Below are 26,294 nucleotides of genomic sequence, written 5' to 3'. Positions count from 1 at the left end.
GATGGCACCTTCCGGGTGCAGGTGCCCTTCCGCGATGGCCAGCAGCTCTATCCGATCGAGGCCCTCGCCGCCGACGGCGAGCAGAAGCGCAGCATCACCATGGAGTTCCGCCGCTCGACGCCGGAAGCCAACGTCAACAGCCGGGAAGCCTCCATCGCCGAGTGGTTCTAGGCCTCAGGGCGGGGCCTCGGCAGGCCGTCCCAACCGCTCCGCCACGGCGGTGATCAGGTTCTGGGGCGTCATCGTCGCCGCCACCTCCAGGCAACGGCTCCGTTCGTGCCCATCGAGCGGTTCCATCGTCCTGAACTGGGCCTCCAGCACGGCTCCGTCCGCATCGGAGGGGTCACCACCACGGGCCTGTCGTTCGACAAGGCGCCGCTGGGCCTGTGCCTTGGAGCTGATGCAGGCCAGGATCAGGAACGGGACGCCGCGCTGGCGGGCCAGTTCCGCCATCCGCTGCCGCTGACCGCGGCGCAGGAAGGTGGCATCCACCACCACCGATAGCCCTGCCGCGAGGATGCGGCCCGCCTGCTGCGGCAGATGCTGGTCGTAGAGCAGCGCGCTCACCTCTGGCCGGTAAGGGTCCCCCTGGAGCGGTGGGACTGGGCCCTGCCCCCAGAGGCCGAAGAGGCGCTTGCGCTCCACGTCGGAACGCACCTGGATCCAGCCCTGCCGCTGGCAGAGCTGGCGAGCCCGGTGGCTTTTGCCGCTGCCTGATACCCCGTGGGTGATCACCAGGGCGGGGGCTGGGGTGGCGGTGGCACGGCTGGCGCCAAGCAGATAGCGCTCCAGGTCCTGTTGCAGCAGAAGCGATGCATCGGCGTCGAGGCTCTGCTGGCCGAGGCGCAGGGCGCAGACCTTGGCCCGCACCAGCGACCGGTACACCCGGTACCAGTTCCAGGTGAGCAGGCCCGCGTAGTCGCCGCAGTGACCCAGCCAGCGGTTGAGCAGTACCGCCCCGAGATCGGCTCGGTTGCGGTGCTCCAGATCCATCACCAGGAAGGCCAGGTCACTGATCACGTCGATCCAGCGCAACTCCGGACTGAACTCCAGGCAGTCGAAGACCCTGAGGCGCTCCCCTTCCAGCAGCATGTTGCCCAGGTGCAGATCCCCGTGGCACTCGCGGATGCGGCCCTGGCTTCGGCGCCCGGTGAAGCAGGGCCGCAGCTGCTCGAACTGGCCGTCGGTCCATTGCCGCAGGGCGGCGACGGCCGGTTCGGGGACCAGGCCGCAGGCCTGCAGCACCTCCAGATTGGCCACGGCCGGCGCCTTCACCAGCTCCGGTGCGCCATAGGGATCGTCGGGGCCGGCCACCGCGGCCGCGGCATGGAACGCTGCCAGGTCATCCGCCAGCCCCTCAAGCTGGGCGTCGCTGAGGCCGTGACGTTCGAGCACGGCCCCCAGCAGGGCGCTCTGGGGAAACTGGCGCATGCGCACCGCCCACTCGAGGGTTGGACCGGAGCCACGCAAAGTCGCCCGCTCAGGCGGGCCATGGATGGGACTGAGCCCGAGGTAGAGGTCTGGAGCCAGGCGCCGGTTGAGTCTGAGCTCCTCCTGGCAGAACCAGCGGCGCCGTTCCGGCGTCGAGAAATCGACGAAGCCCAGATTCACCGGCTTCTTGATCTTGTAGGCGAAGGTTCCGGTAAGCAGGATCCAGGAAATGTGGGTTTCCAGCCAGTCGACCCGCTCGACCGGATGGTCATAGGCGTCCGGATCGAGCAGGGCGGCGATCATGGGGTTCACGGCCGCTCCGGTGCTGCTTACGGTTCAATCCAATCATCTGGAGGTCGACGACGGCTTCCGCTGGGGTCCACACCAGGACAGGGACGAGCAGCCATGCCGCCAGGGGCGATGCCGGCCGCACGATCAGGGCCAGGATCAGGGTCAACGTCCAGCTCAGCAGCCAGAAGGGAAGACCGGCGGCCAGGTTGCGCAGGCGGCAGATCATCCATTGATGGCTGCGCAACAGGACCAGCAGAGCCGTATAGGTGGCCACCCAGCGCCAATTGCCGTTGGCGCGCCAGAAGGCGAGCGTCGAGAAATAGAAGCTGACGCTGATCACGAACCAGGCGGCCGGGACCCATGGTTCGATGCCCATCCAGCCGGGCCGTTTGAGGGAGCGATACCAAGTGAAATCCCGCTCCGAGGGATTGATGATCAGATTCACCACCAGAAGCGGGATCAGGATCAGGAGCCAGGGAGGCACGGGCATCTGCAGACAACGGCATTATTGGCCGCCTCGGGGGACCCGTCGATGGCGTGGGGTATCGGTTCGTCGCTCTGGCGGACCAGGACGCCAGACGCCCCTACGTTTGAAGGGTCCCACGAGCTTGCTGGAGGCCCCATGCATACCCACGACCTCGAGAACCACGACAACCTCTACGCCGACGAAGGCACGATGGTGATCGGTGAGACCAGGGCGGATGCCCAGAACCATGCCTACTGGGCCGTGGGGGCCATCGCCTTGATGGTGGTGGGACTGGGCGTGGCCCTGGTCGTCTCCTGATCGCTCAGGAAGCGCTCACGGAAGCAGGCCAGGGGGATGGGTTCACAAAGTCGGAGCCAGTCCCCGGTCCCCCTTCGCCGTCCCCAGGCGGAGATCCGCAATGGGTTGGCGGCACCCCAGCGGCAGACCAGCAAGTAGCGATGTCCCCAGGCCTGGGGGCAGCCCATGGGGGCCTCCCGGACCCAGCGCCAGAGGCCAGGATCCAGCGGCTCGAGATCGCGATGGCGGCGCAGCAGGGCCGGCAACAGGTGCCCGGCAGGCAGCGCCTGGCCGCAGCCGTCCAGGCGCCTGGCCAGGGCGGGTGGATCGCCCCGGCTGGGGAGGATCAGATGCAGTCCTCCCCAGCCGGGAAAGCCCAGGCAGGAGAGAAGGGCGCCGGAAGCTGGTCCGGAAGCGGTGCCGGGAGCCATGCGAGGACGGAGACGTGACATCCCTTCGGTGCCACCGCCCGTCACGAAGCCGCCGCCGGGGGGGGCGCACTGGCAGGATCGGCCGAAAGGATCTCATTCTCCTGCCGCCATGTTCGAGAACCGCGAACGGCCCGCCTGGGTCAACTGGTTGATCCTGGCGATCTTCCTGTTGTCGTCATGGCAGCTGGCCGGGTTCTGGTTTCAGCAGCTGCACCACTGAGCCTGCGGCGGCTTCAGGAGGGGCGACGGGGGCGGGCGGTGAGTCCCCGCACCAGCCGGACACCGCCGCCCACCAGAAGCAGCAGGGCCATCAGGGCGAGCAGGGCCACCACGATCACGCTGCCCAGCTGCAGGATCCCCATGCTGAGCCGGCTCAGCCCGCTGATCAGGTTGGCGATGGCATTGCTGACCAGGAGCAGGGCATCGAGCCGTTCCGGCAGCTGCATCAGCCCAACGAGGATCAGGGCTCCCGCCACGATCAGCAGCAGGCCCGCCAGCGCCTGACGCCATCGGGAGGATGGACGGCGGCGGCGGCTGCGCAGCTGCAGGCCCTTTCCCGGCGTCGGTCCCCTCGGTGTCGGCAGATGTAGCGGGTAGGGGGTGTGGGGCATGGCTGGGGGGTCAGGGCTCCAGCGGATAGCCGGCGCCTCTCATCCACCGCTCGAATTCCATCAGCACCAGCTCGTTGGGGCAATCGATCAGGGACAGGTCGTTGACCGTGCAGTCGCCCTGCCCGCCGTGGTGGAGCGTGAGGTGGAACCGGGCACCGCTCAGGCCGCAGACCTCCGGATCGCTGCGCACCACCACATCCAGGGCCGCTCCCAGCCGTGCAACCCGGCGGCGTAGTTCCGACCAGGTCATGCCCATCGCACGGCAGTGGAAAAGAAAAAGTGTCGACCCCAGTGTGACCAGAGCGGGGCCGAAGTCAACCGGGCTTGGCCTGGGGGGCAGGGGCCGGCGGCGTTGGGGCGGGCGGTACGGCAGGCGGGGGCAACAGCAAGACTAGGGCCGCCGATACCGCCAGGACCGTCGCCCCGCCCAGGGGGGCTGTCAGCCGGCGATGCAGGGGAATCCGCTCCAGCAGCTCCCTGGGGCCCAGCGGCTCGGGCTCTGGAATCGCCAGAGGCAGCTGGATGCGGGGATCGAGGCGCAGCAGATCCAGCACCCGCACCAGATCCGCCAGTTCCGCATCATCAAGATGCATCTCCAGCGGGGGGGTGTCGGGTTGACTGCTGCGCAGCAGCAGCCGGTGGCCGCCCTCGGGGTGGGGGCCGATGTCGACGGGCTCGCCGGCGACGCTGAACTCGCGGCGTATGCCGCTGATCAGATGGCGGGCGTAGGGCAGCACCACCTGCATCAGCGCCTGCAGGTGCTCACGCCGACCCTCCAGCAGGGGCCGGCCCAGCCATTGCAGGTTCCAGCCCGTGATGATGCCAAGGGCCGCACCGCTTTGGCCGATGGAGACGTCCGGGAGTCCCTCCACCTGCAGGCGGCAGCTGAGCTGATCGAAGACGAGGCTCTGCTTCATCACGGAACTCTGAACCATGGGGGTCTCAGGGGGATGGGCTCACGCGACCGCGTCCATCAGGCTGGCCTTGATGCGCTCAAAGCCCCCGTGGCCGGCACAGAGGCTGAGGCCCTGGACCAGCTGCAGGCGCTGGGTGGCCCCGTCTTTGGGATCGAGCAGTTTCTGCACGCCGCTGCGGCGGGGATTCATGCGTTCCTGCACCAGTTCCTCCAGACGCCCCTGGAAAAGGGCCCAGCGTTCGCTCGCCACCTCCTCCGGCTCGCTGCTGGAGAGCAGGGAGCGCAACATCGGGTAGAGGCGATCGGCCATGACGCAAAGGATGCGGATCAGGGCATCGGTTTCGTCGACGGGAACCTCGCCGCGCCGGCAGGTGCGCCGCAGGGGGTTGTGGCAGCGCCGCTTCCACAGCTCCACCCGGTTGGGGAAGAGCCCGCCGTAGCCCAGCTGTTCGCTCATCCAGACCATCGCCTCGCCGCCGTTGAGGTCGAGCGCCTCCATGCAGAGCAGCATCAGATCGAGCCGCTCCAGTCCCCTGCGGGGCAGGGGGCGGGAGACGCGATCAGGGTTAGCCGCTTCCGAGATGTCGTTGGCCATGACTGCGATGATGCCAGCGGCGCCGTCCATCCGTCACGTCGCCGGTACCGGTCCCTTCACCAGCACGATGCCCAGCAGCCCTTCATCGATCGATCTGCGCGCCTGGGTCCGGGACATTCCCGACTTTCCGCAGCCGGGGATTCTCTTCCGTGACCTCACCCCCCTGATGCGGGATCCCGAGGGCTGGGGCGAGGCCATCCGCCTGCTGGTCCTGCTCTGTGAGCGGGTGCAGCCGGACCTGATCGTGGGCATCGAATCCCGCGGCTTCATCGTCGGCACCGCCCTGGCCACCGTCACCGGCGTCGGCTTCGTGCCGGTGCGCAAGCCCGGCAAACTCCCCGGCGAGGTGATCGGGGTGGACTACAGCCTCGAGTACGGCACCGATCGGCTGGAGATCCACAGCGATGCCCTCGGTGATGGCCGGCGGGTGCTGATCGTGGATGACCTGCTGGCCACCGGCGGTACCGCGGCGGCCTGCACCGAGCTGGTGCGCAAGGCGGGCGGGGAGCTGTGCGGCTTCGGCTTTCTGGCCGAACTGGCCGCGCTGGAGGGCCGCAGCCGGCTGCCCCAGGAGCATCCGATTGAGTCGCTGATCATCTACAGCTGAGCCTCAGCTCTGCTGGTCCTGCCAGGTGAGGACGGTGTCGAATTGCTCGAGGCTGATCAGGCCGAAACGCCAGAGCACGGCAGGAAGCGGCGCCTGCTCGAGCTGGGACTGCTTGATGCCCAGCTGCAGGGCGTTCTCACTCAGGCCGAGCTGATGGCGCAGGAAGCGCACCATGGCCGGAGAGGGCAGGGGCTGGGGAGAACTGCTGATCACCATCCCGCCATGGTGGAAGCGTCCGGCCCAGGCCGCAAGGCCCCTGGGTCATGACCTGCAGGGCCAGCGCCCGGCTCCAGCCGAACCGCGACAGGACCCCGAAGGCCAGGCTCCGCAGGGGCAGCAACAGGGGCTGACGGTTGGAGAAGATCCGCACCAGCAGGTCGGTGGTGAGCAGGGTGAGCAGCAGATCGGGCCAGCGGCGCCGTGCGTAGGCCGCAGCGAGGCGGCGCGGATGCAGCCGTCCCTGGGCGGCCCGTTCGGCGAGCTGATGCAGCACCGCCACGTCCCGCCAGCAGAGATTCAACCCCTGGCCCCCCACCGGATGGCAGCGGTGGGCGCTTTCCCCCACCAGCACCGTGCGGCCACGATGCAGGCGGCGGGCCAGCTGCAGGGCCACAGGAAAGCTGCGGGGCCGCGCCAGCAGGGCCTCGGGCTGGAGCGCGTCCGGCAGGGCCCCCGCCAGCCGGTCGAGGAAGGCTGGGCCGCCCAGGGCTTCGAGCTGCTGGCAGCGGGCCGTGGGCGCACTCCAGACCAGCTGGAAGCGACCCTCGCCGAGGGGAAGCACCGCAAACGGCCCTTCCGGACGCAGCAGCTCCCAGGCCTCGTCGTCGGCGCCGCCGCCCATCTCCACCTGCACGGTGAGGCAGGCCTGGGCGTAGCGGTGGCTCCATTGGCCGATTCCCAACGCCCGCCGGGTGGGGGAGTCGGGTCCGTCGGCGGCCACCAGCAGATCGGGTTCGGTGCTGGTGATCGGCGCGTCCCTCCCCAGCGCCAGGCCAATGGCGGGGTGCTGGCCCAGGCGCCGCAGCAGCAACGCCATCAGGGGCCGGTGCGAGCCGATCCAGCCCACCGCGCCGACGTTGTTGAGGTCGGTTGGATCGAAGCTCACCTGGCGTGCCGTGGCCATGTCCTGGAGCCGCAGGCGGCGGAAGGACACCAGCTGGGGCCGCAGGTCGCCCCAGAGGCCCAGGCGCTCCAGCAGGACGCGGCTGGAATGGGTGAAGGCGTAGGCCCGCTCACGGCCCTGCAGCGCCTCAGGGGAGAGGGGATCATGCAGGCTCACGCGCCAGCCGGCCTGCGCCAGGGCCAGGGCCGTCAGGGCGCCGGTGGGGCCGGCTCCGTGGATCCGGGCGTGGAGCGAAGGGCGCATGGCCACAAAAAAGCCGCAACAGAAAGTCTGCTGCGGCGATGGGGGCGGCCGTGATCGGCTGCCCGTAGGGCAGGTGTGGCCCGAGGGGGGCCGCCAGCCTCAACCGATGCCGAGCAGGCCGCGGGTGAAGGCTTCGCCGCCCAGGGCGAATTCGGTGGCGAGCAGGGCGATGAAGCCGAGCATGGCCATACGGCCGTTGAGCTTCTCGGCGCGCTCATGGAAGCCCCAGCCGCTTTCGGCACTCACCACTTCCATGCGGGGCTCCATGGCAAAGGCATTGAGGCGACCGCCGTCTTCGGTGGTGACGGTGGCGCCGCGGATGACAGCGGGAGCGGTGGGGGTGGCGGCAGTCATGGGAGAGCTCCTTGAGAAGTGTTACGCGGATTGTAACGCAATGTTTCGGGTCTGTCCAGCTTCCCTCACCCGAGGCGCCGCAGGCAGAGTTCTTCGAAGGCCGGCCGCAGCAGGTAGGGGTACTCCCCCACCCACTGCTTCAGCTGCGGCAGCCAGCCATCGGAGAGGGCACCGATGCGGGAGAAGTCCTTGTGTTCACTCAGCACCAGGCAGCGGATCAGCATGCCTGGCCGGATCAACGCATGCTTCTTTTCCAGCGGGAAGCGGATCTGGCCCAGGTAGCCCTCCTCGTCCTCCAGCTCCAGGCACAGCCAGGTGCGCCGGTTTTCGACCAGCTCAAGCCGCCCGTCGCGATTGGCCTGCTCGCGCCGGTTCTCCACCACCTCACGCCGGAACAGGTCGGCCACCACCCCCTCGAAGATGGCGGCCGCCGGGTAGCGTCGCAGCAGCGCGTTGCGGCGGCCCGCTTCCAGGATCGGTCCCCACAGCACATAAAGAAGAAACACGAAGCCCACCACCAGGAACACCGGACCGGCCTGGCTGCGAAACAGGAGTACCTGGCTGATCAGCAGCGCGATCACCCCGCCGATGACCGAAATCAGCACCCGCTGCAGCAGTTTGCGCGGATCGCCGCTGCTGGCGCTGAACTGGGAGCCGGTGGCCACCGCCGGGATCAGGCGGACCAGTTCGCCGGGCTTGAGGGGGATCAGCATCGCTTCTCTGGCGTGCGGCTCACAGCAGCCTCTCCAGGCCATAGACCAGGCCCCCCAGGCTGCGCACCTTGCGGACCGTGAGCAAGACCCCGGGCATGTAGGCGCTGCGGTCGATCGTGTCGTGGCGCAGGGTGTAGGTCTCGCCGGGGGAGCCGAACATCACCTCCTGGTGGGCCACCAGCCCGGGCAGCCGCACCGAATGCAGTCGCAGGCCGCTGTCCCGCAGCCCGCCCCTACAGCCGACCAGGCTCTCGTGCTCCTCCACCTGGGAGGGGTTGAACGGCTTGCCGAGTTCTTCCATCAGTTCGGCGGTCTTGAGGCAGGTGCCGCTGGGGGCATCGGCCTTGCGGTTGTGGTGCAGCTCGGTGAGCTCGGCGTAGTCATAGAAGCGCGCCGCTGCGGCCGCCGCCTGCTGCAGCAGCACCATGCCCACGCAGAAATTAGGCACCACGGCGCCCCCCATCGAGGCCTTGTCGGCAAAGGTGGCCAGGTTCGCCAGCTGGTCGGGACGCAGGCCGGTGGTGCCGATCACCGGATGGACGCCGTAGGCGAAGGCGCCGCGGCAGTGCTCGAAGACGACGCTGGGGTGGGTGAAGTCGACCAGCACCGCCCCGCCGCCCGGTCCGGCCTGCCGCACCGCCTGACTCGCCTGGCAGAGGGTGCCCTCGAAATCGGCGCTCAGCGCCACCTCCAGCTCCCCGAGACCCAGAACCAGTCCCACATCTTCCCCTTCGTGGCCGGGGGTGGTGTCGATGGCTCCCACCAGGGTGCAATCGGGGGCTGCGAGCACCGCCTTGATCACCTCGACGCCCATGCGGCCCAGGGCCCCGGCCACCACCACCGGAATCGGCGCCGGCTCTGCTGGGGACGGGGAGGTCGCGGTCATGGGGAGCTGGCGTTCCGAGCGAGCCTATGTGGCCTGGCCCTCCGGCAGGGTGCCGGCCTGTAACGCTGCGCTGCAACCGATCGCGTCCCTGGCGCGAGCTTCGTAGGCTGCTTCACATTGCTCAACGCTGCCGCCGCATGTTCACGCAGGTCCGTTCCGCCAGCCGCCGGGTCAGCCCTGCCCCCACCGATGGTGCCAACGACCGGGTGGTGATGAAGGCCGTCTATGTGGTGCTCGAACCCCAGTACCAGAACGCCCTCACCACCGCCGCCACCGGCCTCAACGACCAGAACGGTCCCCTGGCGGTGGAGCTCAGCGGCTACCTGATCGAGGAGCTGCGCGATCCGGCCAACTACGCCGACTTCTGCGCCGACGTGGCCGCGGCCGATGTCTTCATCGCCTCGCTGATCTTCATCGAGGACCTGGCCCAGAAGGTGGTGGACGCCGTGGCGCCCCACCGCGACCGGCTCAAGGCGGTGGTGGTGTTCCCGTCGATGCCGGAGGTGATGCGCCTCAACAAACTGGGCACCTTCTCGATGGCCCAGCTGGGCCAGAGCAAGAGCGCCATCGCCCAGTTCATGCGCAAGCGCAAGGAAGCCAATGGGGCCGGCTTCCAGGACGCCATGCTCAAGCTGCTGAACACCCTGCCCACGGTGCTCAAGTACCTGCCGGTGGAGAAGGCCCAGGACGCCCGTTCCTTCATGCTCAGCTTCCAGTATTGGCTGGGGGGAACGCCGGACAACCTGCGCAACTTCCTGCTGATGCTGGCCGACCGCTACGTGTTCGGCAAAGCCGAGCTGGGCCGGCCCCAGCTCACCGTGGCCGACCCGGTGGTGTTCCCCGATCTCGGCATCTGGCACCCGATGGCGCCGGGGATGTTCGAGGACCTCAAGGAGTACCTCAATTGGAGCGCCAGCCGCGCCGACCTGAGCGAAAAGGCCCGCCAGGGCCCGGTGATCGGCCTGGTGTTGCAGCGCAGCCACATCGTCACCGGGGATGACGCCCACTACGTGGCGATCATTCAGGAATTGGAATACCGGGGCGCCACGGTGATTCCCGTGTTCTGCGGCGGCCTCGATTTTTCCCGACCCGTCTCCGCCTTCTTCTACGACCCCCTCCAGCCGGAGCAGCCCCTGGTGGATGGGGTGGTGAGCCTCACCGGTTTTGCCCTGGTGGGCGGCCCGGCCCGCCAGGACCATCCCAAGGCGATCGAAACCCTCAAGCGGCTCAACCGGCCTTACATGGTGGCCCTGCCCCTGGTCTTCCAGACCACCCAGGAGTGGGAGGAGAGCGACCTGGGCCTGCACCCGGTGCAGGTGGCCCTGCAGATCGCCATCCCCGAACTCGACGGTGCCATCGAACCGATCGTGCTGTCGGGGCGCGATGACGCCACCGGCAAGGCCCACACCCTGCAGGACCGGGTGGATGCCATCGCCGAGCGGGCCATCCGCTGGGCCTCGCTGCGGATCAAGCCCCGGGCCGAGAAGAAGCTGGCGATCACCGTGTTCAGCTTCCCCCCCGACAAGGGCAACGTGGGCACCGCCGCCTACCTCGATGTGTTCGGCTCGATCTTCCGCGTGCTGGAGGAGATGAAGTTGAAGGGCTACGTGGTTGACGCCATGCCCCGGACCCCCAAGGAGCTGATGCAGGCGGTGCTCAGCGATCCGGAGGCCCTCGAAGGCGCCCCCGAGCTGGCGATCGCCCACCGCATGAGTGTCGAGGAGTACGAACGGCTCACCCCCTACTCCGAACGCCTGGAAGAGAACTGGGGCAAACCCCCGGGCAGCCTCAACAGCGATGGCACCAACCTGCTGATCTACGGCCGCCACTTCGGCAATGTGTTCGTGGGGGTGCAGCCCACCTTCGGCTACGAGGGCGATCCGATGCGCCTGCTCTACTCGCGCAGCGCCAGCCCCCACCACGGCTTCGCCGCCTATTACACCTACCTGGAGAAGGTCTGGGGCGCCGATGCGGTGCTCCATTTCGGCACCCATGGCTCGCTCGAGTTCATGCCCGGCAAGCAGATGGGCATGAGCGAAACCTGCTACCCCGATTCGCTCATCGGCGCCCTGCCCAACCTCTATTACTACGCCGCCAACAACCCCTCGGAGGCCACCATCGCCAAGCGGCGGGGCTATGCCTCCACGATCAGCTACCTCACCCCGCCGGCCGAGAACGCCGGCCTCTACAAGGGCCTCAAGGAGCTGGGTGAGCTGGTGGGGTCCTACCAGCAGCTGCGCGAGAGCTCCAGGGGTGTGCAGATCGTCAACGCGATCATCGAAACGGCCCGCCAGTGCAACCTCGATAAAGATGTGGTGTTGCCCGAGGGCGATGCCGATGCGGCGGCGCTCGACCTTGACGGGCGTGACGGCGTGGTGGGGGCGGTGTACCGCCAGCTGATGGAGATCGAGAGCCGGCTGCTGCCCTGCGGCCTGCACACCATCGGCAAGCCGCCCACCGCCGAGGAGGCGATCGCCACCCTGGTGAGCATCTCCGCCCTGGAACGGGAGGAGGAAGGCCTGCGTTCCCTGCCGGCTCTGCTGGCCGAGAGCCGCGGCCGCACCATCGCCGAGGTATATAGCGGCAACGACGCGGGTGTGCTGGCGGATGTGGAGCTCAACCGGGTGATCACCGAGGCCTGCCGTTCGGCCGTGGGGGCCATGGTGCGCCAGGTCACCGGCAGCGATGGGCGGGTGAGCCTGCAGCGCCGCTTCGTCTGGTTCTTCGACCTGCTGGAGCGCGTCGGCTACCGCCTCCCCTCCCCCTGGCTGAGCGCCTGCCGGCAGGCCGGGTTCCCCGATGTGGACATCACCGAGCTGGATCGCCAGTTCGCCTACCTGCGTTTCTGCCTCGAGCAGATCTGCGCCGACATGGAGATGGAGAGCCTGCTGCGGGCCCTCGATGGCGAGTACGTGCTGCCCGGACCCGGTGGGGATCCGATCCGCAACCCCGGGGTGCTGCCCAGCGGCAAGAACATCCATGCCCTCGATCCCCAGGCCATCCCCACCCGGGCGGCCATCGCGGCGGCCAAGGTGGTGGTCGACCGGCTGATCGAGCGCCAGAAGGCCGAGCAGGGCACCTGGCCGGAAACCATCGCCTGCGTCCTCTGGGGCACCGACAACATCAAGACCTACGGCGAATCCCTCGCCCAGATCCTCTGGTTCATCGGCGTGCGTCCCGTGGCCGATTCCCTCGGCCGGGTCAACAAACTGGAATTGCTGTCGCTCGAAGAGCTGGGCCGGCCCCGCATCGATGTGGTGGTGAACTGCTCGGGCGTGTTCCGCGACCTGTTCATCAACCAGATGGGCCTGATCGACCAGGGCGTCAAGATGGCCGCCGAGGCCGATGAGCCCCTGGAGATGAACTTCGTGCGCAAGCACAGTCAGGAGCAGGCTGCCGAACAGGGCATTTCCCTGCGGGACGCCGCCACCCGGGTGTTCTCCAATGCCAGCGGCAGCTACAGCTCCAACGTCAACCTGGCGGTGGAGAACAGCACCTGGGAGGAGGAGGGCGAGCTGCAGGAGATGTACCTCAGCCGCAAGACGTTTGCCTTCAACGCCGACAACCCCGGCGAGATGAACCAGAACCGTGAGGTGTTCGAATCGGCGATGAAGACGGCCGATGTCACCTTCCAGAACCTGGATTCGGCCGAGATCTCGCTCACCGATGTGAGCCACTACTTCGATTCCGACCCCACCAAGCTGATCGCCGGTCTGCGCGACGACGGTAAGGCCCCCACCAGCTACATCGCCGACACCACCACGGCCAACGCCCAGGTGCGTTCCTTGAGCGAAACGATCCGCCTCGATTCCCGCACCAAGCTGCTCAACCCCAAGTGGTATGAGGGCATGCTGAATTCCGGCTACGAGGGGGTGCGGGAGGTGGCCAAGCGGCTCAACTTCACCTTGGGCTGGAGTGCCACCAGCGGCGCCGTCGACAACTTTGTGTACGAGGAGGCCAACGACACCTTCATCAATGACCCGGAGATGCGCCAGCGGCTGATGGACCTCAACCCCCACAGCTTCCGCCGCATTGTCGGCACCCTGCTGGAGGTGAACGGCCGCGGTTACTGGCAGACTTCAGACGAGAACATCGCCCAGCTGCAGGAGATCTATCAGGAGATTGAGGACCGGATCGAGGGGGTGACAAAGGAGGCCTGATCCATCTGCGCCACGGGCCAGGGGCCGGTGGTCCTTTCGCCCCTGCTTCGGCCGTCGACCCATGGGGATGCAATCGGCGGCAGTAGCTCCTGGGAGGCTGATGGCTGCCTGCACCTGGCGAAAGGAGGACGCGTCGGCTGTCGTGAACCGTCGTTTATCCCGCAGCTGGAAACAGCAGATGCGCTGTACCAAGAAGTGATAAGGGACTATGAATACAACGCTTCACCGCTCCCGCAGGGGCCGTGGGCGCTGAGGTTTGCCGCCATGGCGATGGCTGCAGCCCCCGCAGGTTGGGGATCAGCCGTCTGCTGCTCCGATTCCTGCGTAGGACTGAGCCATGCCATTGCACGGGAAAAGAACCGTGAGAGTTGATCGGCAGGCTCAACCCATCGCAGCCACCGGCAATGGCATGGACGATCACCCCCGGCTCCACTCCCTAACCCCCTGAGAACCATGTCCACCAAAATCGACGCCGCAGCCAAAGATGCTGAAGGCAAAATCCAGTCCGCCGTCGGCTCCATCACCGGCGACAAGGGCCAGCAAGATCCTGATGAGTGCCAGCCATCCCGTGCCAGGCCGATTGATCGCCAACGGACTAAGTAGCACCTAATCATCCGTTGCCAAGGCCATGCCGGGGAGTCGTTCATTCACTCCCAGGCTTTTTCCTCAAGCGGGCCTGGGGCCATGGCAGAGGCCTCTCTGCCTGTGTTGCGCGAGTGGAACGATGTGCCCAAAAAAGGGGGGCCTAAGCCCCCCGATTCACCCCTAAGGGGTGAGTGAGTTGATCGGAATCACTTACCGATCTTGGCCACTTCGGCACGGGCACGGGCCAGAACGGCACCGGTGAGGGGCACGTAATCCAGCTGCTTGGCGATCGCCTGACCTTTGGGAGAGAGGCCCCAGGTCAGGAACTGCCGGACGGTGGAAGCCTTGTCGCCATTGCCCTTCTGGTAGGCCAGGATCCAGGTGAAGGCCGCGATCGGGAAGGAGTTGGCGCCGGCCGGGTTGCAGTCCTCACCACCGAGGCGCGCATCCAGCTTGACGCTGTTGAGAGCGGCAGCACCGCTGACGTCGTTGGCCATCACAAACTTGCCGGCCTTGTTCTGTACGGCAGCAGCGACGATTTTGCCTTTCACGTAGGCCTGGTTGAGGTAGCCGATCGAGCCGGGGGTGTTCTGGATCACGCCGGCCACGCCTTCGTTACCCTTGCCACCCACACCAACCGGCCACTTGACGGCCTTGCCGGTGCCCACCTTGGATTTCCATTCCGGCGAGAAGCAGGAGAGGGAGTTGGTGAACACGAAGGTGGTGCCGGAACCATCGGAACGGTGGGCCACCGTGATCGGGCCCTTGCCGCACTTCAGCTGATCCCAGGTCTTGATCTTGCCGAGGAAGATGTCGGCGACCTGGGTCTGCGTGAGCTTGAGGTTCTTGCAGCTGGGATTGTTGTAGGCGGGGGTGACGGTGCCGCCCATCATCGGGATCTGCAGGGCACCGCGCTGGGCGGTCACGCCCTTGGTGAACTCACCCTTGGAGGCGTTCAGCTCTTCATCGGTGGCCCCAAAGTCGACACTGCCGGCGTGGAACTGGCGAACACCGGCGCCGGATCCCACCGACTGGTAATTCACCTGCCTCTTGGTTTCCTTGGCGAACTCCACGGCCCAGCGCTGGTAGGCCGGAGCGGGGAAGGTGGCCCCGGCGCCACTGATGGAATTGCTCTGGGCGATCACCGGAACCGCCAGTCCAGCGGTGACAGCACCGGCGGCGGAGAGAATCAGGGCCTTCTTCGCGAAGGTCATCAGAAATGCCAATTGTGGAGCAAGTTATGAATAGCAACCCGCTCAGCCCAATCGTGTTATGGGCAGGTTAACGGGTCTTCAAGGATTGCTCTGGACTGGGCCCTTGGTGCGTCTGGAAGGAAAAATCTGCGCGTGTACAGGGTTCTGCCACCGTTGCCGGCGGGTCCTGGCGAGGCCCTCCAGCGGTGGTGAAACCTCCAGTCGGGTGGTTGGCGGCCTGACTCGCCCCGTGGCCCAGCCCCTGGCCAGGTCGCCGTCGAAGCCGCCCATCGGTCGGCTCGGCCGCTCCTGTTCTGACCCTCCTTGATCGTCTCCTGTGGGATCCGCCCTGGGTGTGGAGGGCCCACCACAACGTCCACCAGATGGTCCAGCGCCCAGTCTTGATGGACCGGGCTTCTTCCAGGTGTCAGCGGCTTTCATCGGGTCGTGGGAATGGAACGGCCATGCCATCCGGCCCTGGCTATGGATAGGTGTGTGTTCCCTGCCGTCCACGTGAAAGAGCTCACCAGCGCCATCAACCAACACCTGGCCGCTGAGTTCCAGGCCGGCCACACCTATCTCGCCATGTCGATCTGGCTGCGGGAGAAGGATCTGGCCGGTTTCTCCACCTATATGCACGGCAAGAGCCAGGAGGAGCGCGACCACGCGGCCCGCATGATTACCTATCTGGTGGACAGTGACGAACAGGTGGAATTGCCCACCATCGAAGCGCCGGAACGCAGCTGGCCGTCGGTGCAGACCCTGTTCGACCAGGTGTATGACATGGAAAAGGGGGTCACCGCCTCGATCAACCGGCTCTATGCCATGGCCGAAACCGTTGGCGAACGCAGCGCCACCGCCATGCTCGATTGGTTTGTGGCCGAGCAGCTCCAGGAGGAGGCCGAAGCCCGCTTCGTGCGCAAGCGCCTGCGCCTGGCTGGCGACAACAGCGCCGCCTTGTTGCTGCTTGACCAGCAGTTCCTGGAGGGGACCGCCCTGACCCATGTCAAGGGCGGTCTCAGTGGCACCAGGGGGGCCTGAGGCCTCGATGCCGTCATCCCTTTCCCCGTCCTGCCACGGCTCCCAGGTGCAGAGTGGCCAAAGCCATGGCCCGGGCTTTCAGCTGGCCCTGGTGGGGATGCCCAACACCGGCAAGTCGACGCTCTTCAACCGACTCACCGGCGGCCATGCGCAGATCGCCAACTGGCCTGGCCTGACGGTGGAGCTGCAACGGGGTCCGCTGCCGGACGACGGCCACGGCAGCACCTACGAGCTGGTGGACCTGCCGGGGATCCACGACCTCAGCGGCAGCAGTGAGGACGAGGCCGTGGTGCAACGCTTCCTGCGCGACACCCCGCCCGATCTGCTGGTTGTGGTTCTGAATGCCAGCCAGATCAGCAGCCAGTTGCGGCTGCTGCTGCAGGTGCGGCAGCTGGGCCTGCCGATGCTGGCGGCACTCAACATGAGCGATGAGGCCGGGCGATTCGGCATCACGGTTGACCATCAGGGGTTGTCCCTGGCCCTCGGCCTGCCGGTGCTGCCGGTGAGTGCCAAGCGCAACCAGGGAATCGCCGAACTGCTCGACCAGCTGCACCAGTGGGGGGAAGCGCCCAAGCCTGCCGAGGTGGCCCTCCAAGGCTCCCCCCAGCCGCAGGTTCCGGTGCCGGATGGGTGGCAGCAGGAGTTGGTGGCCCGCTACGTGACCCTTCCGGAGGGATTGCTCAATCACCGCACTCGCCTGGTTGACCGCTTCCTGCTGCATCCGCTGCTGGGAGTTGGGCTCTTCCTGGTGATGGTGCTGGCGGTGTTCCAGCTTCTCTACGCGGTGACCACGCCCCTGCAGGATCTGCTGGGAGCCGCTCTCGACTGGATCCAGACGAGCTGGTTGGTGCCGGGTCTGCAGAGTCTGGGCTGTCCGGACGGGCTGCGGCACTTCCTGGTGGATGGCCTCTGGCTGGGCGTGGGCACGGTGGCCACGTTCCTGCCGCTGATCTTCGTGTTCTACGTGCTCATCGGCATCATCGAAGACTCCGGCTATCTGCCACGGGCCGCCTTTCTGATGGATGGGTTCATGCACTGGCTGGGGCTGGATGGGCGGGCCTTCGTGCTGCAGGTGATGGGCTTCGGCTGCAACGTTCCCTCAATTCTGGGTACCCGGGTGATCCGGGATCGGGGCATGCGCCTGCTGGCGATGCTGTGCATTCCCTTTGCCCTCTGTCAGGCTCGGCTCACCGTGTTCATCTTCATGGCCGGGGTGTTCTTCCCCAGGCCCTGGTGGGCGCCCGGACTGGTGCTGTTCGGCTTCTATGTGATGAGTTTTGCAGCCGCCGTGATCACGGGCCTGGTGTTCAAGCGGGCCTACCCCAGCGATGGGGCTTTCGTGCTGGAACTTCCGCCCTATCGGGCCCCCAGCCTGATCACCATCCTGCGCCGTGGCTGGACGTCGATGCTGAATTTCATGGTGACCACGCGGGTGTTCATCCTCGTGGGTGTGGCGGCGATCTGGCTGCTCACCAACCTGCCCCCGGGGGCAACGGAGGCCTCCGGCCTGTCGCTGGCGGCGGGGATCGGCCGATTCTTCCAGCCGCTGCTGGGGCCGATCGGCATGAACCCCGAGCTCAGCGTTTCTCTCTTCTTCGGCTTCATTGCCAAGGAAATCCTGCTGGGGGCGATGGCGGTGATCTATGGCACCACCGCCTCCGGCCTCGGTGGGGCGATCCAGACCGCCATCACACCGCTGCAGTCGCTCAGCTTCATGACCTTCGTCCTTCTGTACACCCCGTGCCTGGGAACCGTGGCGGCCCAGCTGCAGGAATCCCGGAGTCGCACCTTCGCCTTGCTGTCCCTGGGCTGGTCGTTGTCGCTTGCCTGGGTAATGGCCCTTGTGGTGTTTCAGGGGGGTGGCTGGATCCTGTCCCTGCGCTGATCGACCAACGCCGGCGCACTGGTGGCGATCGCTCAACCAGGGGGGATCAAGGTCACCTCCATCTCGGCCGCCTGTTCGCCCCGAAGCATGAATTCCATCAGGCCACTGGAAAGGTGCAGTAGGCCGCCGGGTTTCCCCCGGCGCAGCACCTCAATCTCCACCCCCGGCCTGATCCCCATCGCCAGCAGACGCCGTTGCAGTTCCGGATGCAGGGGCAAACTGCGGAGCCATACACGTGCACCCTCCGGAACCTGGCTGAGAGACATCAAATCCCTGGTCTCCAATGCAAGACTGTAGGAGAGATTCACGCGATCTCCGATCGGAGAACTCCCTGCTGGACGGGCCGTTTGTGCCCGGCCGTGGTTCAGTTTGATGCAGGTGAAGGTTCACTCCCCCTGCAGGTGCGCCACCCCCAGGCCGCAGCCCCGGCAGGGTCGCATCGGATAGGTGTTGAAGGGGAAGCGGGGGGGCTGGAAGGGCTCGATGCCCCGGCGCCGGTCGAAGCGCACCATGCCGATACTGCCGCTGTGGGCCACCACCAGCGCCGTGCGCCCCAGCCGGCGCTGGCTGCGGGCCCAGCTGCCGGTGTTGTAGTAGGTGATGTGGCAGGGGCCCTGATCGTCACCGGAGGGTTCCGGCAGGGCCAGGGGCGTGGCTTCGGGGATGTGGGTGTGGCCGTTGATCAGCCCGTCAAAGGCCTGAGGGCCCCGTCCCTCCCGCTGCAGGTGCTGGACAATCCCGCGCTTGATCAGCCGGTCGTGCCCGGTGCGGCTCTTGAGGGCGCTCTCGAGCACGAAGGCCAGGGAGAACCCTCCTGAGGAGTTGAGACCACGGCTGATCGGGATCGGCCATTCCCGGTGGCTGGCCAGCAGATCGACGGCGCTCTGCAGGATTCCCTCCGCATTCCAGCCGGCCGGCAGTGGCCCGTTGGCCGGCCGTGTGAACGGGGACAGCAGGCCATTGATGCCGGCGCTGTAGTGCTCCTGCAGCCGGGCGAGCCCCTCGGCCGCACCGGCGTGGAAGCGGATCAGCCGGTCGTACTCGTCGCCGTGGCGCACCAGCAGCCTCTGGCCGGAGGGCGTGCCGTACACATCCTGACGGCGGATGGCGAAGCCGGGCCGCTCCAGGCCGGCGTGGCGGCGCAGGTAGGCGTCGTGGTTGCCGGGGATGTAGGTGATCGCCACCCCGTCCCGGTGCAGGGCCTGGAACCGCTCCAGCACGCGCCGGTGCGAGGCCCGCAGCAGCTGGGCCTTGAGCAGGGTCTCGCTGGTGAGGGGGTCCCCATCCTCCCGGGCCAGGAGGAGGGAATCGATCAGGTCGGTGAGAAAGTCGGCATCGACGTTGGCGTTGAAGCGAATCGCCTGCAGATCGATGATGTCGCCAACGAGAAACAGCTGCCTGGGCCGGATGCACTCCAGGAACGCCGCCAGGTGGCTGGCTTCGCACTGATTGGAGCCCAGATGCAGATCCGAGATGAACAGGGCGTCGCAGCTGAGCACAACCTTCCGGCAGGTGGATCGGCGCCCGGAGGCAGGGCGCGCTCTGGCCTTTGGCTCCGCCATGGTGACACGATCCCGGCACGGATCACGGCGGAGTCAGCATCAGAAATAGATGTCGAATCCCGTTTTCTGGGCTTCGTTGCGGCGTCGGCCGTCTCCTCGCCCCCGTCCGTTGTCTGCCGCACCAGCTCTGGTGAGCAGCAATACCGCCCCATGGTCAGCCAGCCTGTTGCCAGAGCCGCAGCAGCTCGTCCCGTTCCTCGGGCGAGGGAGGCTGCAGGCGCTTTACGCCGCTGGCGGCCGGGCTGCCGCCGCCGCCGTCGGCGCCGCGGAACCCTTGGCGCCGGAGCACAGCCTGGCCGTCCGGGGAGAGCAGGAACGCCACGAATCGCTCGCCATCCTGCTGCCCGCCGGCCTCCGGCTGCCGCGTCAGGGCCGAAGCTTCTTAGACCAGCGCCAGGTCGCCTTCGTTGGGGCCGCCGCTGATGAATTCCTGCAGCAGGATGTCGGTGGAGCGGGCCGGCCGGTAGACGGCGCGGCGCAGGTCGGCGGCACAGTCGGCACCGTTCTGGCCCCGGCACCAGAGGGCCAGGGTCAGCTGGCCGGAATTGGAGCGCATCGGATCAGCGCTGCGCAGATCGACGCTGCCCCAGCTGGCCGGGGCGCCCAGGGCCCCCCATTGGCCCGCCGCCGTGGCGCGCCGCAGCTGGGGCCAGGAGAAGCGGCCGTCCGGGAACAGCCGCTGGGCCCGCTCCGGCCAGGCCACAGCCACCAGCAGGGTGCGGGCGACGGGAACGGGGGGTTGCAGGAACGGAGCTGGCGCCCCCTGGGCCTGGAGCTCACCGGCCAACTGGTTGAGCAGGTCCCGGTTGGCGGGGATCAGCACCCGCGGACGCTCCGGCCCCTCCTCCCTGGCAAGGTTGACCATGTCCTGGGAGCCCTGCACCTTCCAGGTCAGGTCGATGCCGCCCTGGTGGCGCTCGAAGATGGGTTCGAGTTCGCCCATGGCACCGGCCAGCTCCGACCCCACCGCCACCAGCAGCGGCCGCCGCAGCCCGGGCAGGGGCGCCATCGCCAGGGCCAAGGAAACAGAAGCGATCAGGAGCGACAGCAGGCGCCTGCGGCTCAGGGTCGCTTCCAAGGGGGGCCGTCACGGTGCCCTGCAGTCTGACCGCGGCACCGGCTGCCGCCACCGGCCTCCCCGGGGCCACCGGCTCAGGCCAGCAGAATGAGCGCATCATTCCGTACCTCTCCATGGCACGGCCCCTGCGGCTGGCCGGCCTCAGCGCCTGGCCCTCGGCCTGCCGATCAGCGGCTGCCAGCTCCTGGCCCCGCCACCCCTGGAGCTGGAGATGCTGGTGGGCAGTGCCCTGAGGGGCTTCTGCCAGGAGGCGGCCAAGGTCATCGCCCAGTCGCCGCCACGGCTGGCCGATCGCACCCCGGTGCTGCTGCGCTGCCGCGCCGCCGGCAGTGGGGATGTGGTCAGTGAGATGGAAACCCATGCCCGGGGGGTGCTCCAGGGCGGCCAGGCGGCCGAGGATCCCCGCATCCCCACCCTGGTTTCCGTGGACGGCGAGATCTATCTCGACCTGCTGCGGCACCGGCTGCAGCGCCTGGCCCCCACCCGGGAGCTGATTCCGCCACCGGCCGATGCGCCGGCCCTGGCCTCCAGTCCGATGGTGTTCATGACCACCCCGGCCCTCGCCAGGGGACTCGACCGCCCCGATCCCTTCACCGCCCTGGCGCGCAGCAGCGACCACCGCCAGCTCGATCCGGCCGGCCCCTCCCAGCCGATCCGCTTCGTCCACACCGCCCCGACCCGCTCCAACTCGGGCCTGCAGACCCTGGTGGCGATGGTGGCCGAGGTGGCCGGCCAGCGACCCGAAGCGCTGACCCTGGCGGATGTGCAGGCCCATGCCGACCAGGTGGCGGCGATCCAGCGCCATGTGACCCGCTATGGCAGCTCCACCGATGAACTCGCCCGGGCCATGCAGCGCAACGGCACCTTCTGGGCCTCGGTGGGTTCGGTCTACGAGTCGTCGGTGGTGGCGGTCAACGCCTCCCGCCAGGGCGACCAGGACCCCCTCAAGGCGGTGTACCCCAGGGCCACTTACGCCAGCACGATGCGGGCGATCCTGCCGCAGGCCCCCTGGGTGTCGCCGAAGGAGAAGCAGGCGGCCCTGCTGCTCATCGAGCGCCTCCAGCGCGAGGATATCCAGCGCCTGGCGGCCGACCAGGGGCTGCGGCCGGCCAACCCGGCGGTGCCGCCCAGCCGCGTCACGGCGGCCTACGGCGCCGACCCCCGGGTGGTGTACGACTCCCTGCGGGCGCCGAAGCCGGAGGTGGTGGAGGCGATCATCGTCCTCTGGCGCAACCAGGCCAAGAAGCCCTCCCGGGTGGCCCTGGTGGTGGACAGCTCCGGGTCGATGAAGGGGGAGAAGCTGCCGGCGGCCCAGCGCAGCCTGCAGGCTTACCTGGCCCAGATCGGTCCGCGGGACACCGTGGGCCTGTTCGACTGCGACAACCGGCTGCGGCCGCCGGTGGTGGTGAGCGGTGGTGGCGCTGGGGCGGACCTTGCCGGCCGTTTCATCGCTTCGCTGGAGGCGGAGGGTGGCACCGTCCTCTACGACGCCATCCGCCAGGGCCGTGACTGGCTGCGCTCCACCCGGCGCCCCGGCGAGATCCTGGCGGTGGTGGTGCTCACCGATGGCCAGGACAACGGCTCGCGCCTCTCCCTGGAGGCTCTCGGCGGTGAGCTCAAGCGCAGCGGCTTCGCCAGTGATGAGCGCATCGGCGTGTTCACGCTGGGCTACGGCAACCAGGGGGATTTCGACGCCGACGTGCTGCGCCGCATCGCCGAGAGCAACGGCGGCGATTTCACCACCGGCACCGCGGACAGCATCCGGCGCCGCATGGAAGATCTGCAGATGGCGTTCTCATGGCGGCACCGGGCTGGACCAACCCCCTCGACCATCCCCTGGCGGTCGCCGCCGGCGGCATCTGCCTGGTGCTGCTGGTGCGTGGCGCCGGAGTGGCCCTGCCCCTGGCGCTCCTGCCGGCCGTTGGCCTCAGCGTGGCCGGCGCGGCACTGCTGGCCCGGGAGGGAGCGGCCGGGCGCCGCAGCCGCAGCCAGCGGCTCCATGACCAGCGCCTCGATGCGGGCCTGGAGGAGGCCTTGGAGCGGGCCGGCGGCCTGGCTGTGACGGCGCTGGCGTTGCGGGAGCAGGCCGTGGCCCGGTTCACGGACCCGGGCCATCTGGAGGCCCTGGGCAGCGTCCAGCTCTGCTGCGAGCGGCTGCAGCAGCTGCCGGAGCGGCTGCGGGAACGGTGGCCCCTGCTGGAGTCGGGCGGCGGGCGGCGCCTCGATCCCGACGACCTGGCCCGCCGCCTGACCCGGGAAGAGAAGGCCCTGCAACGGGAGGCGGAGGGTCCCCTGCGCCAGGAACGGCGGCGGCTGGTGGACCAGCTGCGCCGCAACCTGCATGCGGCGCACCAGGGGATGGATGAACGGGAGGCCCGGCTGCTGGCCCTGGCCCACCGGCTGGAGGCCATCGACGGCGGCTTGCAGCAGCTGCGCCGCCAGGTCGACCACCAGTGGCCCAGCACCGAAGCCAGCGATGCCGCCATGGCGTCGGCGATCGAGCCGCTCGATGAGGCCCTCGATCAGATCGAGCGTTCCCTCGACGCCGGCACCGCCTGAGGCCCCAGCAGGGGCCCGCCCGCCAGGCGCCGGATCGCCACCACCCCGGGGCGGGGGGCCCGGCCGGGGACGCCGGAGGGCCAGTTGGAGCCCAGGGGCACCCAGCGAAGCTGCTCGAAGGGCCGCCCGGAGCGATCCACCAGCCGGTGGGCCTGGGCCTCACGGGCCTCCGCCGATGGGCGGGTGCCATGGTCCTCGCCCGGGTGCTGCACCGCCAGGAACAGGGTGGATTCGCCGCCGTCGAAGCAGGGACCGGTGAGCTCGCACTCCATCGGCCCGGTGGCGAAGCAGAAGGCCTCACCGGCGGCCGGGCCACGGGATGGCAGCACCCAGCAGCTGTTGTTGCCGAACAGATCGAGATCGGCTGATTTGGTCGAGCGGTCGGTCACCATCCAGATGGTCCCGAGCCTGTCGATGGCGAGGTTGTCGGGATTGGCGAAGCCCAGGCCCCCCTGCCAAGGAGCCCCGCCGGTGGCCACCAGCCGCCAGCGGAAGGAGCCGGCCCGGGTCGGTTCGTCGTCGACCAGGCGCATGATCCAGCCGTAGGGCCAGCTGGCCTGCCCTTTGGGCCCGCGAAAGATGGCCGGGTCGGCCCGGCCGTCGTCGCTGCCGCCGCCGGCGGTGAAGGCGATCAGCAGGTCGCCGCTGAGCGGATCGATCACCGTGTCCTCGGGCCGGGCTGCGGGGGTGGCGCCGATGGCGCAGGCGGCCAGATGGGCATCGATCAGGATCGCCCCCATCCGCTCCTGCCCCTCGCCGGGATAGAGGTCGGCCAGGGTGGCGAACCGGCGCCGGTAGGCCGCCACGGCCGCGTCGCTGCTGAAGGCTTCGGCGCCGGGCCTGCGGCGGTCGCTGTGGGGCAGCAGAACCGCCTGCTCCACGCCGTGGCGGGCGAAGTGGCCGGGCCCCAGCGGCTCCACCGGGGTGGTGGGCTCCAGGGGCAGCCAGCGGCCCCGGCCCTCGATGCCGTCCGGGCCGGGCGGATCGAAGCGGGCCACCTCGAGCCGGCCGGCGCTGAACAGCTCCGAATTGGCCGGGTCGGCCGGATCGCGGATCAGCGCGTCGCTGACGAAGCGGTAGAGGTGGCCGCCGTGGCGGTCGCAGCCGGAATAGACCACCAGGGGCTGGCCGGCGACGGCCTTCACGGCCACCGCCTCGTGGCGGAAGCGGCCCAGCCAGCTGTGCTTGACGGCGGGGCGTTCGGGCCGGCGCGGGTCGAGCTCCACCATCCAGCCGTACTTGTTGCCCGCCAGGCCGAAGGGGTTGCCGAGGCCGTCGAGGCGCTGGCCGTCGTAGGCGAAGGGGCGGGCGGCGGGCGAGACGGAGGAGCCGTCGGCGTGGACGGCCTCGGGCACCTGGCTCTGCATGTTCTCCTCGGCGCTCAGCACCGTGCCCCAGGGGGTCTCGCCGCCGGCGCAGTTGGCGAAGCTGCCGATGATCGCGTCCCCGAGTCCGTCGTCGTAGCCGAGCCGCCCGCGGCGCCGGAACACGGCCGCCGCGGGCCCCGAGCTGCGCAGGCGCCGGGCGGGGTCGCGCCAGCCGCTCAGGCCGGTGATGCGCCGATCGAAGCGGCCGGGCCGGCGCCGCCAGGGGCCGCCCTCCTCCCGCTCCAGTTCGATCACGCCCACACCCAGATCGGCCATCGCCGCTTCCGCCAGCTGGCGGATGCTCGCCAGCAGCGGGTCGTCCGCCGCCAGGCTGGCGGCATCCACCCGGCCGGCCCGGGCGGCCAGGGAGTCGATCACGGCGTCGAACGGCAGCCCCCCCCCCACCGCTTCGGCGTAGCCCTGCCGCCAGGCCCGGGCGCTGATGTACTCGAAGTTCACCGTGAGCAGGGCCCGATCCGGCGCCAGGGCCAGGAACGACAGATGGTCGTTGTTGAAGCCGAAGCGACCGTCGGCCAGCGGATCCCCCCAGACCGCGATCAGATCGGCCCGGAAGCCGTCGGGGAGCACCAGCCGGTCCTCCAGTTCGATGCGGGCATAGCGGCGCCGCTGCTCGGCCGCGTCGAGCCCGTCGCTGGGCACCGGCAGGGGGGTGGGAACCGTCGGGAAGGGGCTTTCACCCTGTCTGGGACCTGCTGACCGCCCCGCCGCCGCCGAACCCGCTGCCGCCGAGGGCAGGGCCGCATGGGCGAAGGAGCAGGCACCGATGCCGAGCAGGGAGAGCAGGTCGCGGCGGTTCATCGGTTCGGGGGGCAGGGTTCGCTGCGGCGCGGCACCAGCAGGGCCAGGTGGTTGTCCTGCAAGGCGCTGAAGTTGTCGTCCGAGGCCAGCAGCAGGCTGGGGCGGCCATCGGCCTGGATCGGCCCCGGCGTCAGGGCCTCCCAGTTGTCGGGTGGCAGGCCGGCTTCGATCAGGTCCCACTGGCGGATCGGCTGCAGCACGCTGTCCGGGTCGGCCTGGCCATCGGGCAGGGGGTAGTGGGCCAGGAGCACCTGCCAGTGCCATGGGGCCTGGAAGCGCCGCAGCAGGGCCAGCAATCCGGGCTGCGGGGTGCCCGCGTCGATCACCAGCAGGTCGGTCAGTCCCCAGCCCTCGCCCGCGGGGATGGCCAGGCGGGCCAGGGGCCGGGCGGTGGCTCCGGATGGACCGAGGCTCCAGCCCAGCAGCCGCACCTGGGCCGGGGGATCCTGCTGCAGGGGTGATTCCGAGGCCATCAGCAGCGTGTCCGCCTGGCCGGGCCGGCGCAGCAGGGCCAGGGATTCCGGACCCTGGTTGGCACCCAGGCCTTTCCCCGGGGCCGGCTGCCAGTCGGCGGGCAGGGGGTAGGCGCGCACCAGCTGGCCGCTGGCCGGATTGAAGCTCAGCAGCTGGGCCGGTCGCTCGGGGCGGCGCCGGCCTTCGCTGGCCAGCCAGAGCCGCTCGCCCAGCACCACCATCCCCTCGCCATCAATCTCCGCCGGCAGCGGCGCCGCGGGGGATCCCGTCAGGTCGAGCTGGAACAGGGGCTGGAGCGGCACGCGCCCCAGCTGGCGCACACCGCCCCAGGCGCCCAGTCGGCCCCGGGGGGCATCGCTGAGCAGCAGCAGCGCATCGGTGTCGCTCCGGTAGCTGGCGGCGGAGAAGCCTCCCGACGGCTGCCCGTTCGCGTCCCTCCGCGGCAGGCGCCCCCGGGCGACCAGATCCCAGCCCGCCTCGGCCGGGCAGGGCAGCAGGGGCGGCGGCGAGACAGCGATCAGGGGCACAACCATGGACGGAATTCTCCCGCCGCCGGGGGGCGGCGGCGGCATCCGGGGACACCCGGGTACGGGGCGGGTAGGGTCAA

General features: G+C 68.8%; 26 protein-coding genes and 1 pseudogene. 8 read left to right on the top strand and 19 right to left on the bottom strand.

Annotated features, from left to right (window positions below):
* Positions 1–171 (top strand): annotated as a pseudogene (locus KBZ33_RS08745) (DUF4912 domain-containing protein); the annotation flags it as partial.
* Between the two features lie 3 nt (positions 172–174).
* Here KBZ33_RS08745 and KBZ33_RS08740 read toward each other — a convergent pair.
* Positions 175–1,734: a bifunctional aminoglycoside phosphotransferase/ATP-binding protein gene (locus KBZ33_RS08740; RefSeq protein ID WP_254952085.1), complete on the bottom strand. Its 1,560-nt coding sequence runs from the start codon at positions 1,732–1,734 to the stop codon at positions 175–177.
* Positions 1,700–2,206, bottom strand: coding sequence for a tryptophan-rich sensory protein (locus KBZ33_RS08735; protein ID WP_254952087.1), 507 nt, complete (start codon positions 2,204–2,206; stop codon positions 1,700–1,702). The genes KBZ33_RS08740 and KBZ33_RS08735 overlap by 35 nt, the downstream gene beginning before the upstream one ends.
* Positions 2,207–2,344: 138 nt before the next feature.
* Between KBZ33_RS08735 and KBZ33_RS08730 the strand changes: the two genes are divergently transcribed.
* Entirely contained in the window at positions 2,345–2,506 is a 162-nt protein-coding gene (locus KBZ33_RS08730) for a hypothetical protein (RefSeq protein ID WP_254952088.1), read from the top strand.
* Here the strand turns inward: KBZ33_RS08730 and KBZ33_RS08725 are convergent.
* The 5 genes from KBZ33_RS08725 to KBZ33_RS08705 all read right to left on the bottom strand — a co-directional run bounded on the left by KBZ33_RS08725 (position 2,440) and on the right by KBZ33_RS08705 (position 5,038).
* Complete coding sequence (locus tag KBZ33_RS08725; protein ID WP_254952090.1) at positions 2,440–2,916, bottom strand: hypothetical protein; 477 nt, start codon at positions 2,914–2,916, stop codon at positions 2,440–2,442. The two genes, KBZ33_RS08730 and KBZ33_RS08725, sit on opposite strands and share 67 nt — an antisense overlap.
* 233 nt (positions 2,917–3,149) lie before the next feature.
* Positions 3,150–3,527 carry a DUF308 domain-containing protein gene (locus KBZ33_RS08720; RefSeq protein WP_254952092.1) on the bottom strand — a complete coding sequence of 126 codons (378 nt, stop codon included), beginning with the start codon at positions 3,525–3,527 and terminating at the stop codon, positions 3,150–3,152.
* A 10-nt stretch (positions 3,528–3,537) separates the two neighbouring features.
* The gene (locus KBZ33_RS08715; RefSeq protein ID WP_254952093.1) at positions 3,538–3,783 is read right to left on the bottom strand and encodes a hypothetical protein; all 246 of its coding nucleotides are present in this window, start codon (positions 3,781–3,783) and stop codon (positions 3,538–3,540) included.
* Positions 3,784–3,841: 58 nt separating this feature from the next.
* Positions 3,842–4,462, bottom strand: coding sequence for a DUF4335 domain-containing protein (locus KBZ33_RS08710; RefSeq protein ID WP_254952095.1), 621 nt, complete (start codon positions 4,460–4,462; stop codon positions 3,842–3,844).
* Positions 4,463–4,483: 21 nt separating this feature from the next.
* Positions 4,484–5,038, bottom strand: a complete 555-nt coding sequence (locus KBZ33_RS08705) for a DUF3038 domain-containing protein (RefSeq protein ID WP_254952097.1) — start codon at positions 5,036–5,038, stop codon at positions 4,484–4,486.
* A gap of 67 nt (positions 5,039–5,105) precedes the next feature.
* Here KBZ33_RS08705 and KBZ33_RS08700 point away from each other — a divergent pair, with 67 nt between their 5' ends.
* Entirely contained in the window at positions 5,106–5,645 is a 540-nt protein-coding gene (locus KBZ33_RS08700) for an adenine phosphoribosyltransferase (protein ID WP_254952272.1), read from the top strand.
* A 3-nt stretch (positions 5,646–5,648) separates the two neighbouring features.
* On the opposite strand, the gene KBZ33_RS08695 is transcribed toward KBZ33_RS08700, so the two are convergent.
* The 5 genes from KBZ33_RS08695 to dapB form a co-directional block, all read right to left on the bottom strand.
* Entirely contained in the window at positions 5,649–5,861 is a 213-nt protein-coding gene (locus KBZ33_RS08695) for a DUF2949 domain-containing protein (RefSeq protein WP_254952098.1), read from the bottom strand.
* Positions 5,782–7,011 (bottom strand): FAD-dependent monooxygenase, encoded by a 1,230-nt coding sequence (locus tag KBZ33_RS08690; RefSeq protein WP_254952099.1) that lies wholly within the window; start codon positions 7,009–7,011, stop codon positions 5,782–5,784. The genes KBZ33_RS08695 and KBZ33_RS08690 overlap by 80 nt, the downstream gene beginning before the upstream one ends.
* 99 nt (positions 7,012–7,110) lie before the next feature.
* Entirely contained in the window at positions 7,111–7,365 is a 255-nt protein-coding gene (locus tag KBZ33_RS08685) for a high light inducible protein (RefSeq protein ID WP_254952100.1), read from the bottom strand.
* 65 nt (positions 7,366–7,430) lie between these two features.
* Positions 7,431–8,078, bottom strand: coding sequence for a hypothetical protein (locus KBZ33_RS08680; protein WP_254952102.1), 648 nt, complete (start codon positions 8,076–8,078; stop codon positions 7,431–7,433).
* Between the two features lie 19 nt (positions 8,079–8,097).
* Complete coding sequence (dapB, locus tag KBZ33_RS08675) at positions 8,098–8,964, bottom strand: 4-hydroxy-tetrahydrodipicolinate reductase (RefSeq protein ID WP_254952104.1); 867 nt, start codon at positions 8,962–8,964, stop codon at positions 8,098–8,100.
* Between the two features lie 137 nt (positions 8,965–9,101).
* Here dapB and KBZ33_RS08670 point away from each other — a divergent pair, with 137 nt between their 5' ends.
* Positions 9,102–13,124: a magnesium chelatase subunit H gene (locus KBZ33_RS08670; protein WP_254952105.1), complete on the top strand. Its 4,023-nt coding sequence runs from the start codon at positions 9,102–9,104 to the stop codon at positions 13,122–13,124.
* A gap of 453 nt (positions 13,125–13,577) precedes the next feature.
* On the top strand, positions 13,578–13,727 hold the full coding sequence (locus KBZ33_RS08665; protein WP_254952107.1) for a hypothetical protein: 150 nt from the start codon (positions 13,578–13,580) through the stop codon (positions 13,725–13,727).
* A 188-nt stretch (positions 13,728–13,915) separates the two neighbouring features.
* Here the strand turns inward: KBZ33_RS08665 and pstS are convergent, their stop codons facing one another.
* Positions 13,916–14,923 carry a phosphate ABC transporter substrate-binding protein PstS gene (pstS, locus tag KBZ33_RS08660; RefSeq protein ID WP_254952109.1) on the bottom strand — a complete coding sequence of 336 codons (1,008 nt, stop codon included), beginning with the start codon at positions 14,921–14,923 and terminating at the stop codon, positions 13,916–13,918.
* 492 nt (positions 14,924–15,415) lie between these two features.
* Between pstS and KBZ33_RS08655 the strand changes: the two genes are divergently transcribed.
* Positions 15,416–15,943, top strand: coding sequence for a ferritin (locus KBZ33_RS08655; RefSeq protein ID WP_254952110.1), 528 nt, complete (start codon positions 15,416–15,418; stop codon positions 15,941–15,943).
* 7 nt (positions 15,944–15,950) lie between these two features.
* Positions 15,951–17,828: a ferrous iron transporter B gene (locus KBZ33_RS08650; protein ID WP_254952112.1), complete on the top strand. Its 1,878-nt coding sequence runs from the start codon at positions 15,951–15,953 to the stop codon at positions 17,826–17,828.
* A 32-nt stretch (positions 17,829–17,860) separates the two neighbouring features.
* Here KBZ33_RS08650 and KBZ33_RS08645 read toward each other — a convergent pair whose 3' ends face one another.
* The 4 genes from KBZ33_RS08645 to KBZ33_RS08630 form a co-directional block, all read right to left on the bottom strand.
* A complete protein-coding gene (locus KBZ33_RS08645) occupies positions 17,861–18,094 on the bottom strand; it encodes a FeoA family protein (protein ID WP_254952114.1) in 234 nt (77 codons plus the stop codon).
* A 120-nt stretch (positions 18,095–18,214) separates the two neighbouring features.
* Positions 18,215–19,327 (bottom strand): UDP-2,3-diacylglucosamine diphosphatase, encoded by a 1,113-nt coding sequence (locus tag KBZ33_RS08640; RefSeq protein WP_254952116.1) that lies wholly within the window; start codon positions 19,325–19,327, stop codon positions 18,215–18,217.
* A gap of 217 nt (positions 19,328–19,544) precedes the next feature.
* Entirely contained in the window at positions 19,545–19,712 is a 168-nt protein-coding gene (locus KBZ33_RS08635; protein ID WP_254952118.1) for a hypothetical protein, read from the bottom strand.
* A gap of 60 nt (positions 19,713–19,772) precedes the next feature.
* Complete coding sequence (locus KBZ33_RS08630) at positions 19,773–20,468, bottom strand: substrate-binding domain-containing protein (RefSeq protein WP_254952119.1); 696 nt, start codon at positions 20,466–20,468, stop codon at positions 19,773–19,775.
* Between the two features lie 217 nt (positions 20,469–20,685).
* On the opposite strand from KBZ33_RS08630, the gene KBZ33_RS08625 reads away from it, so the two are divergent.
* Positions 20,686–22,530, top strand: coding sequence for a VWA domain-containing protein (locus tag KBZ33_RS08625; RefSeq protein WP_254952121.1), 1,845 nt, complete (start codon positions 20,686–20,688; stop codon positions 22,528–22,530).
* A 460-nt stretch (positions 22,531–22,990) separates the two neighbouring features.
* Here KBZ33_RS08625 and KBZ33_RS08620 read toward each other — a convergent pair whose 3' ends face one another.
* Both KBZ33_RS08620 and KBZ33_RS08615 read right to left on the bottom strand, forming a co-directional pair.
* Complete coding sequence (locus tag KBZ33_RS08620) at positions 22,991–25,213, bottom strand: PhoX family phosphatase (RefSeq protein ID WP_254952122.1); 2,223 nt, start codon at positions 25,211–25,213, stop codon at positions 22,991–22,993.
* Positions 25,210–26,220 carry an esterase-like activity of phytase family protein gene (locus tag KBZ33_RS08615; RefSeq protein ID WP_254952124.1) on the bottom strand — a complete coding sequence of 337 codons (1,011 nt, stop codon included), beginning with the start codon at positions 26,218–26,220 and terminating at the stop codon, positions 25,210–25,212. The genes KBZ33_RS08620 and KBZ33_RS08615 overlap by 4 nt, the downstream gene beginning before the upstream one ends.
* Positions 26,221–26,294 lie beyond the last annotated feature (74 nt).

Origin of the sequence: Cyanobium sp. Cruz-8D1 (genome assembly GCF_024345975.1) — a bacterium.
Classification (GTDB): Bacteria; Cyanobacteriota; Cyanobacteriia; order PCC-6307; family Cyanobiaceae; genus Cyanobium.
The sequence above is the reverse complement of the archived record's forward strand: the minus strand, read 5'-3'. Positions and strand labels throughout refer to the sequence as shown.

Excerpts from the sequence above, each read along its gene's own strand:
- KBZ33_RS08650 (WP_254952112.1), top strand. The coding sequence starts at position 15,951 with ATGCCGTCATCCCTTTCCCCGTCCTGCCACGGCTCCCAGGTGCAGAGT.
- KBZ33_RS08695 (WP_254952098.1), bottom strand. The coding sequence starts at position 5,861 with ATGGTGATCAGCAGTTCTCCCCAGCCCCTGCCCTCTCCGGCCATGGTG.
- KBZ33_RS08730 (WP_254952088.1), top strand. The coding sequence starts at position 2,345 with ATGCATACCCACGACCTCGAGAACCACGACAACCTCTACGCCGACGAA.
- KBZ33_RS08700 (WP_254952272.1), top strand. The coding sequence starts at position 5,106 with ATGCCCAGCAGCCCTTCATCGATCGATCTGCGCGCCTGGGTCCGGGAC.
- KBZ33_RS08670 (WP_254952105.1), top strand. The coding sequence starts at position 9,102 with ATGTTCACGCAGGTCCGTTCCGCCAGCCGCCGGGTCAGCCCTGCCCCC.
- KBZ33_RS08645 (WP_254952114.1), bottom strand. The coding sequence starts at position 18,094 with ATGTCTCTCAGCCAGGTTCCGGAGGGTGCACGTGTATGGCTCCGCAGT.
- KBZ33_RS08620 (WP_254952122.1), bottom strand. The coding sequence starts at position 25,213 with ATGAACCGCCGCGACCTGCTCTCCCTGCTCGGCATCGGTGCCTGCTCC.
- KBZ33_RS08725 (WP_254952090.1), bottom strand. The coding sequence starts at position 2,916 with ATGGCTCCCGGCACCGCTTCCGGACCAGCTTCCGGCGCCCTTCTCTCC.
- KBZ33_RS08720 (WP_254952092.1), bottom strand. The coding sequence starts at position 3,527 with ATGCCCCACACCCCCTACCCGCTACATCTGCCGACACCGAGGGGACCG.
- KBZ33_RS08710 (WP_254952095.1), bottom strand. The coding sequence starts at position 4,462 with ATGGTTCAGAGTTCCGTGATGAAGCAGAGCCTCGTCTTCGATCAGCTC.
- KBZ33_RS08715 (WP_254952093.1), bottom strand. The coding sequence starts at position 3,783 with ATGGGCATGACCTGGTCGGAACTACGCCGCCGGGTTGCACGGCTGGGA.
- KBZ33_RS08615 (WP_254952124.1), bottom strand. The coding sequence starts at position 26,220 with ATGGTTGTGCCCCTGATCGCTGTCTCGCCGCCGCCCCTGCTGCCCTGC.
- dapB (WP_254952104.1), bottom strand. The coding sequence starts at position 8,964 with ATGACCGCGACCTCCCCGTCCCCAGCAGAGCCGGCGCCGATTCCGGTG.
- KBZ33_RS08685 (WP_254952100.1), bottom strand. The coding sequence starts at position 7,365 with ATGACTGCCGCCACCCCCACCGCTCCCGCTGTCATCCGCGGCGCCACC.
- KBZ33_RS08690 (WP_254952099.1), bottom strand. The coding sequence starts at position 7,011 with ATGCGCCCTTCGCTCCACGCCCGGATCCACGGAGCCGGCCCCACCGGC.
- KBZ33_RS08740 (WP_254952085.1), bottom strand. The coding sequence starts at position 1,734 with ATGATCGCCGCCCTGCTCGATCCGGACGCCTATGACCATCCGGTCGAG.
- KBZ33_RS08680 (WP_254952102.1), bottom strand. The coding sequence starts at position 8,078 with ATGCTGATCCCCCTCAAGCCCGGCGAACTGGTCCGCCTGATCCCGGCG.
- KBZ33_RS08665 (WP_254952107.1), top strand. The coding sequence starts at position 13,578 with ATGTCCACCAAAATCGACGCCGCAGCCAAAGATGCTGAAGGCAAAATC.
- KBZ33_RS08705 (WP_254952097.1), bottom strand. The coding sequence starts at position 5,038 with ATGGCCAACGACATCTCGGAAGCGGCTAACCCTGATCGCGTCTCCCGC.
- pstS (WP_254952109.1), bottom strand. The coding sequence starts at position 14,923 with ATGACCTTCGCGAAGAAGGCCCTGATTCTCTCCGCCGCCGGTGCTGTC.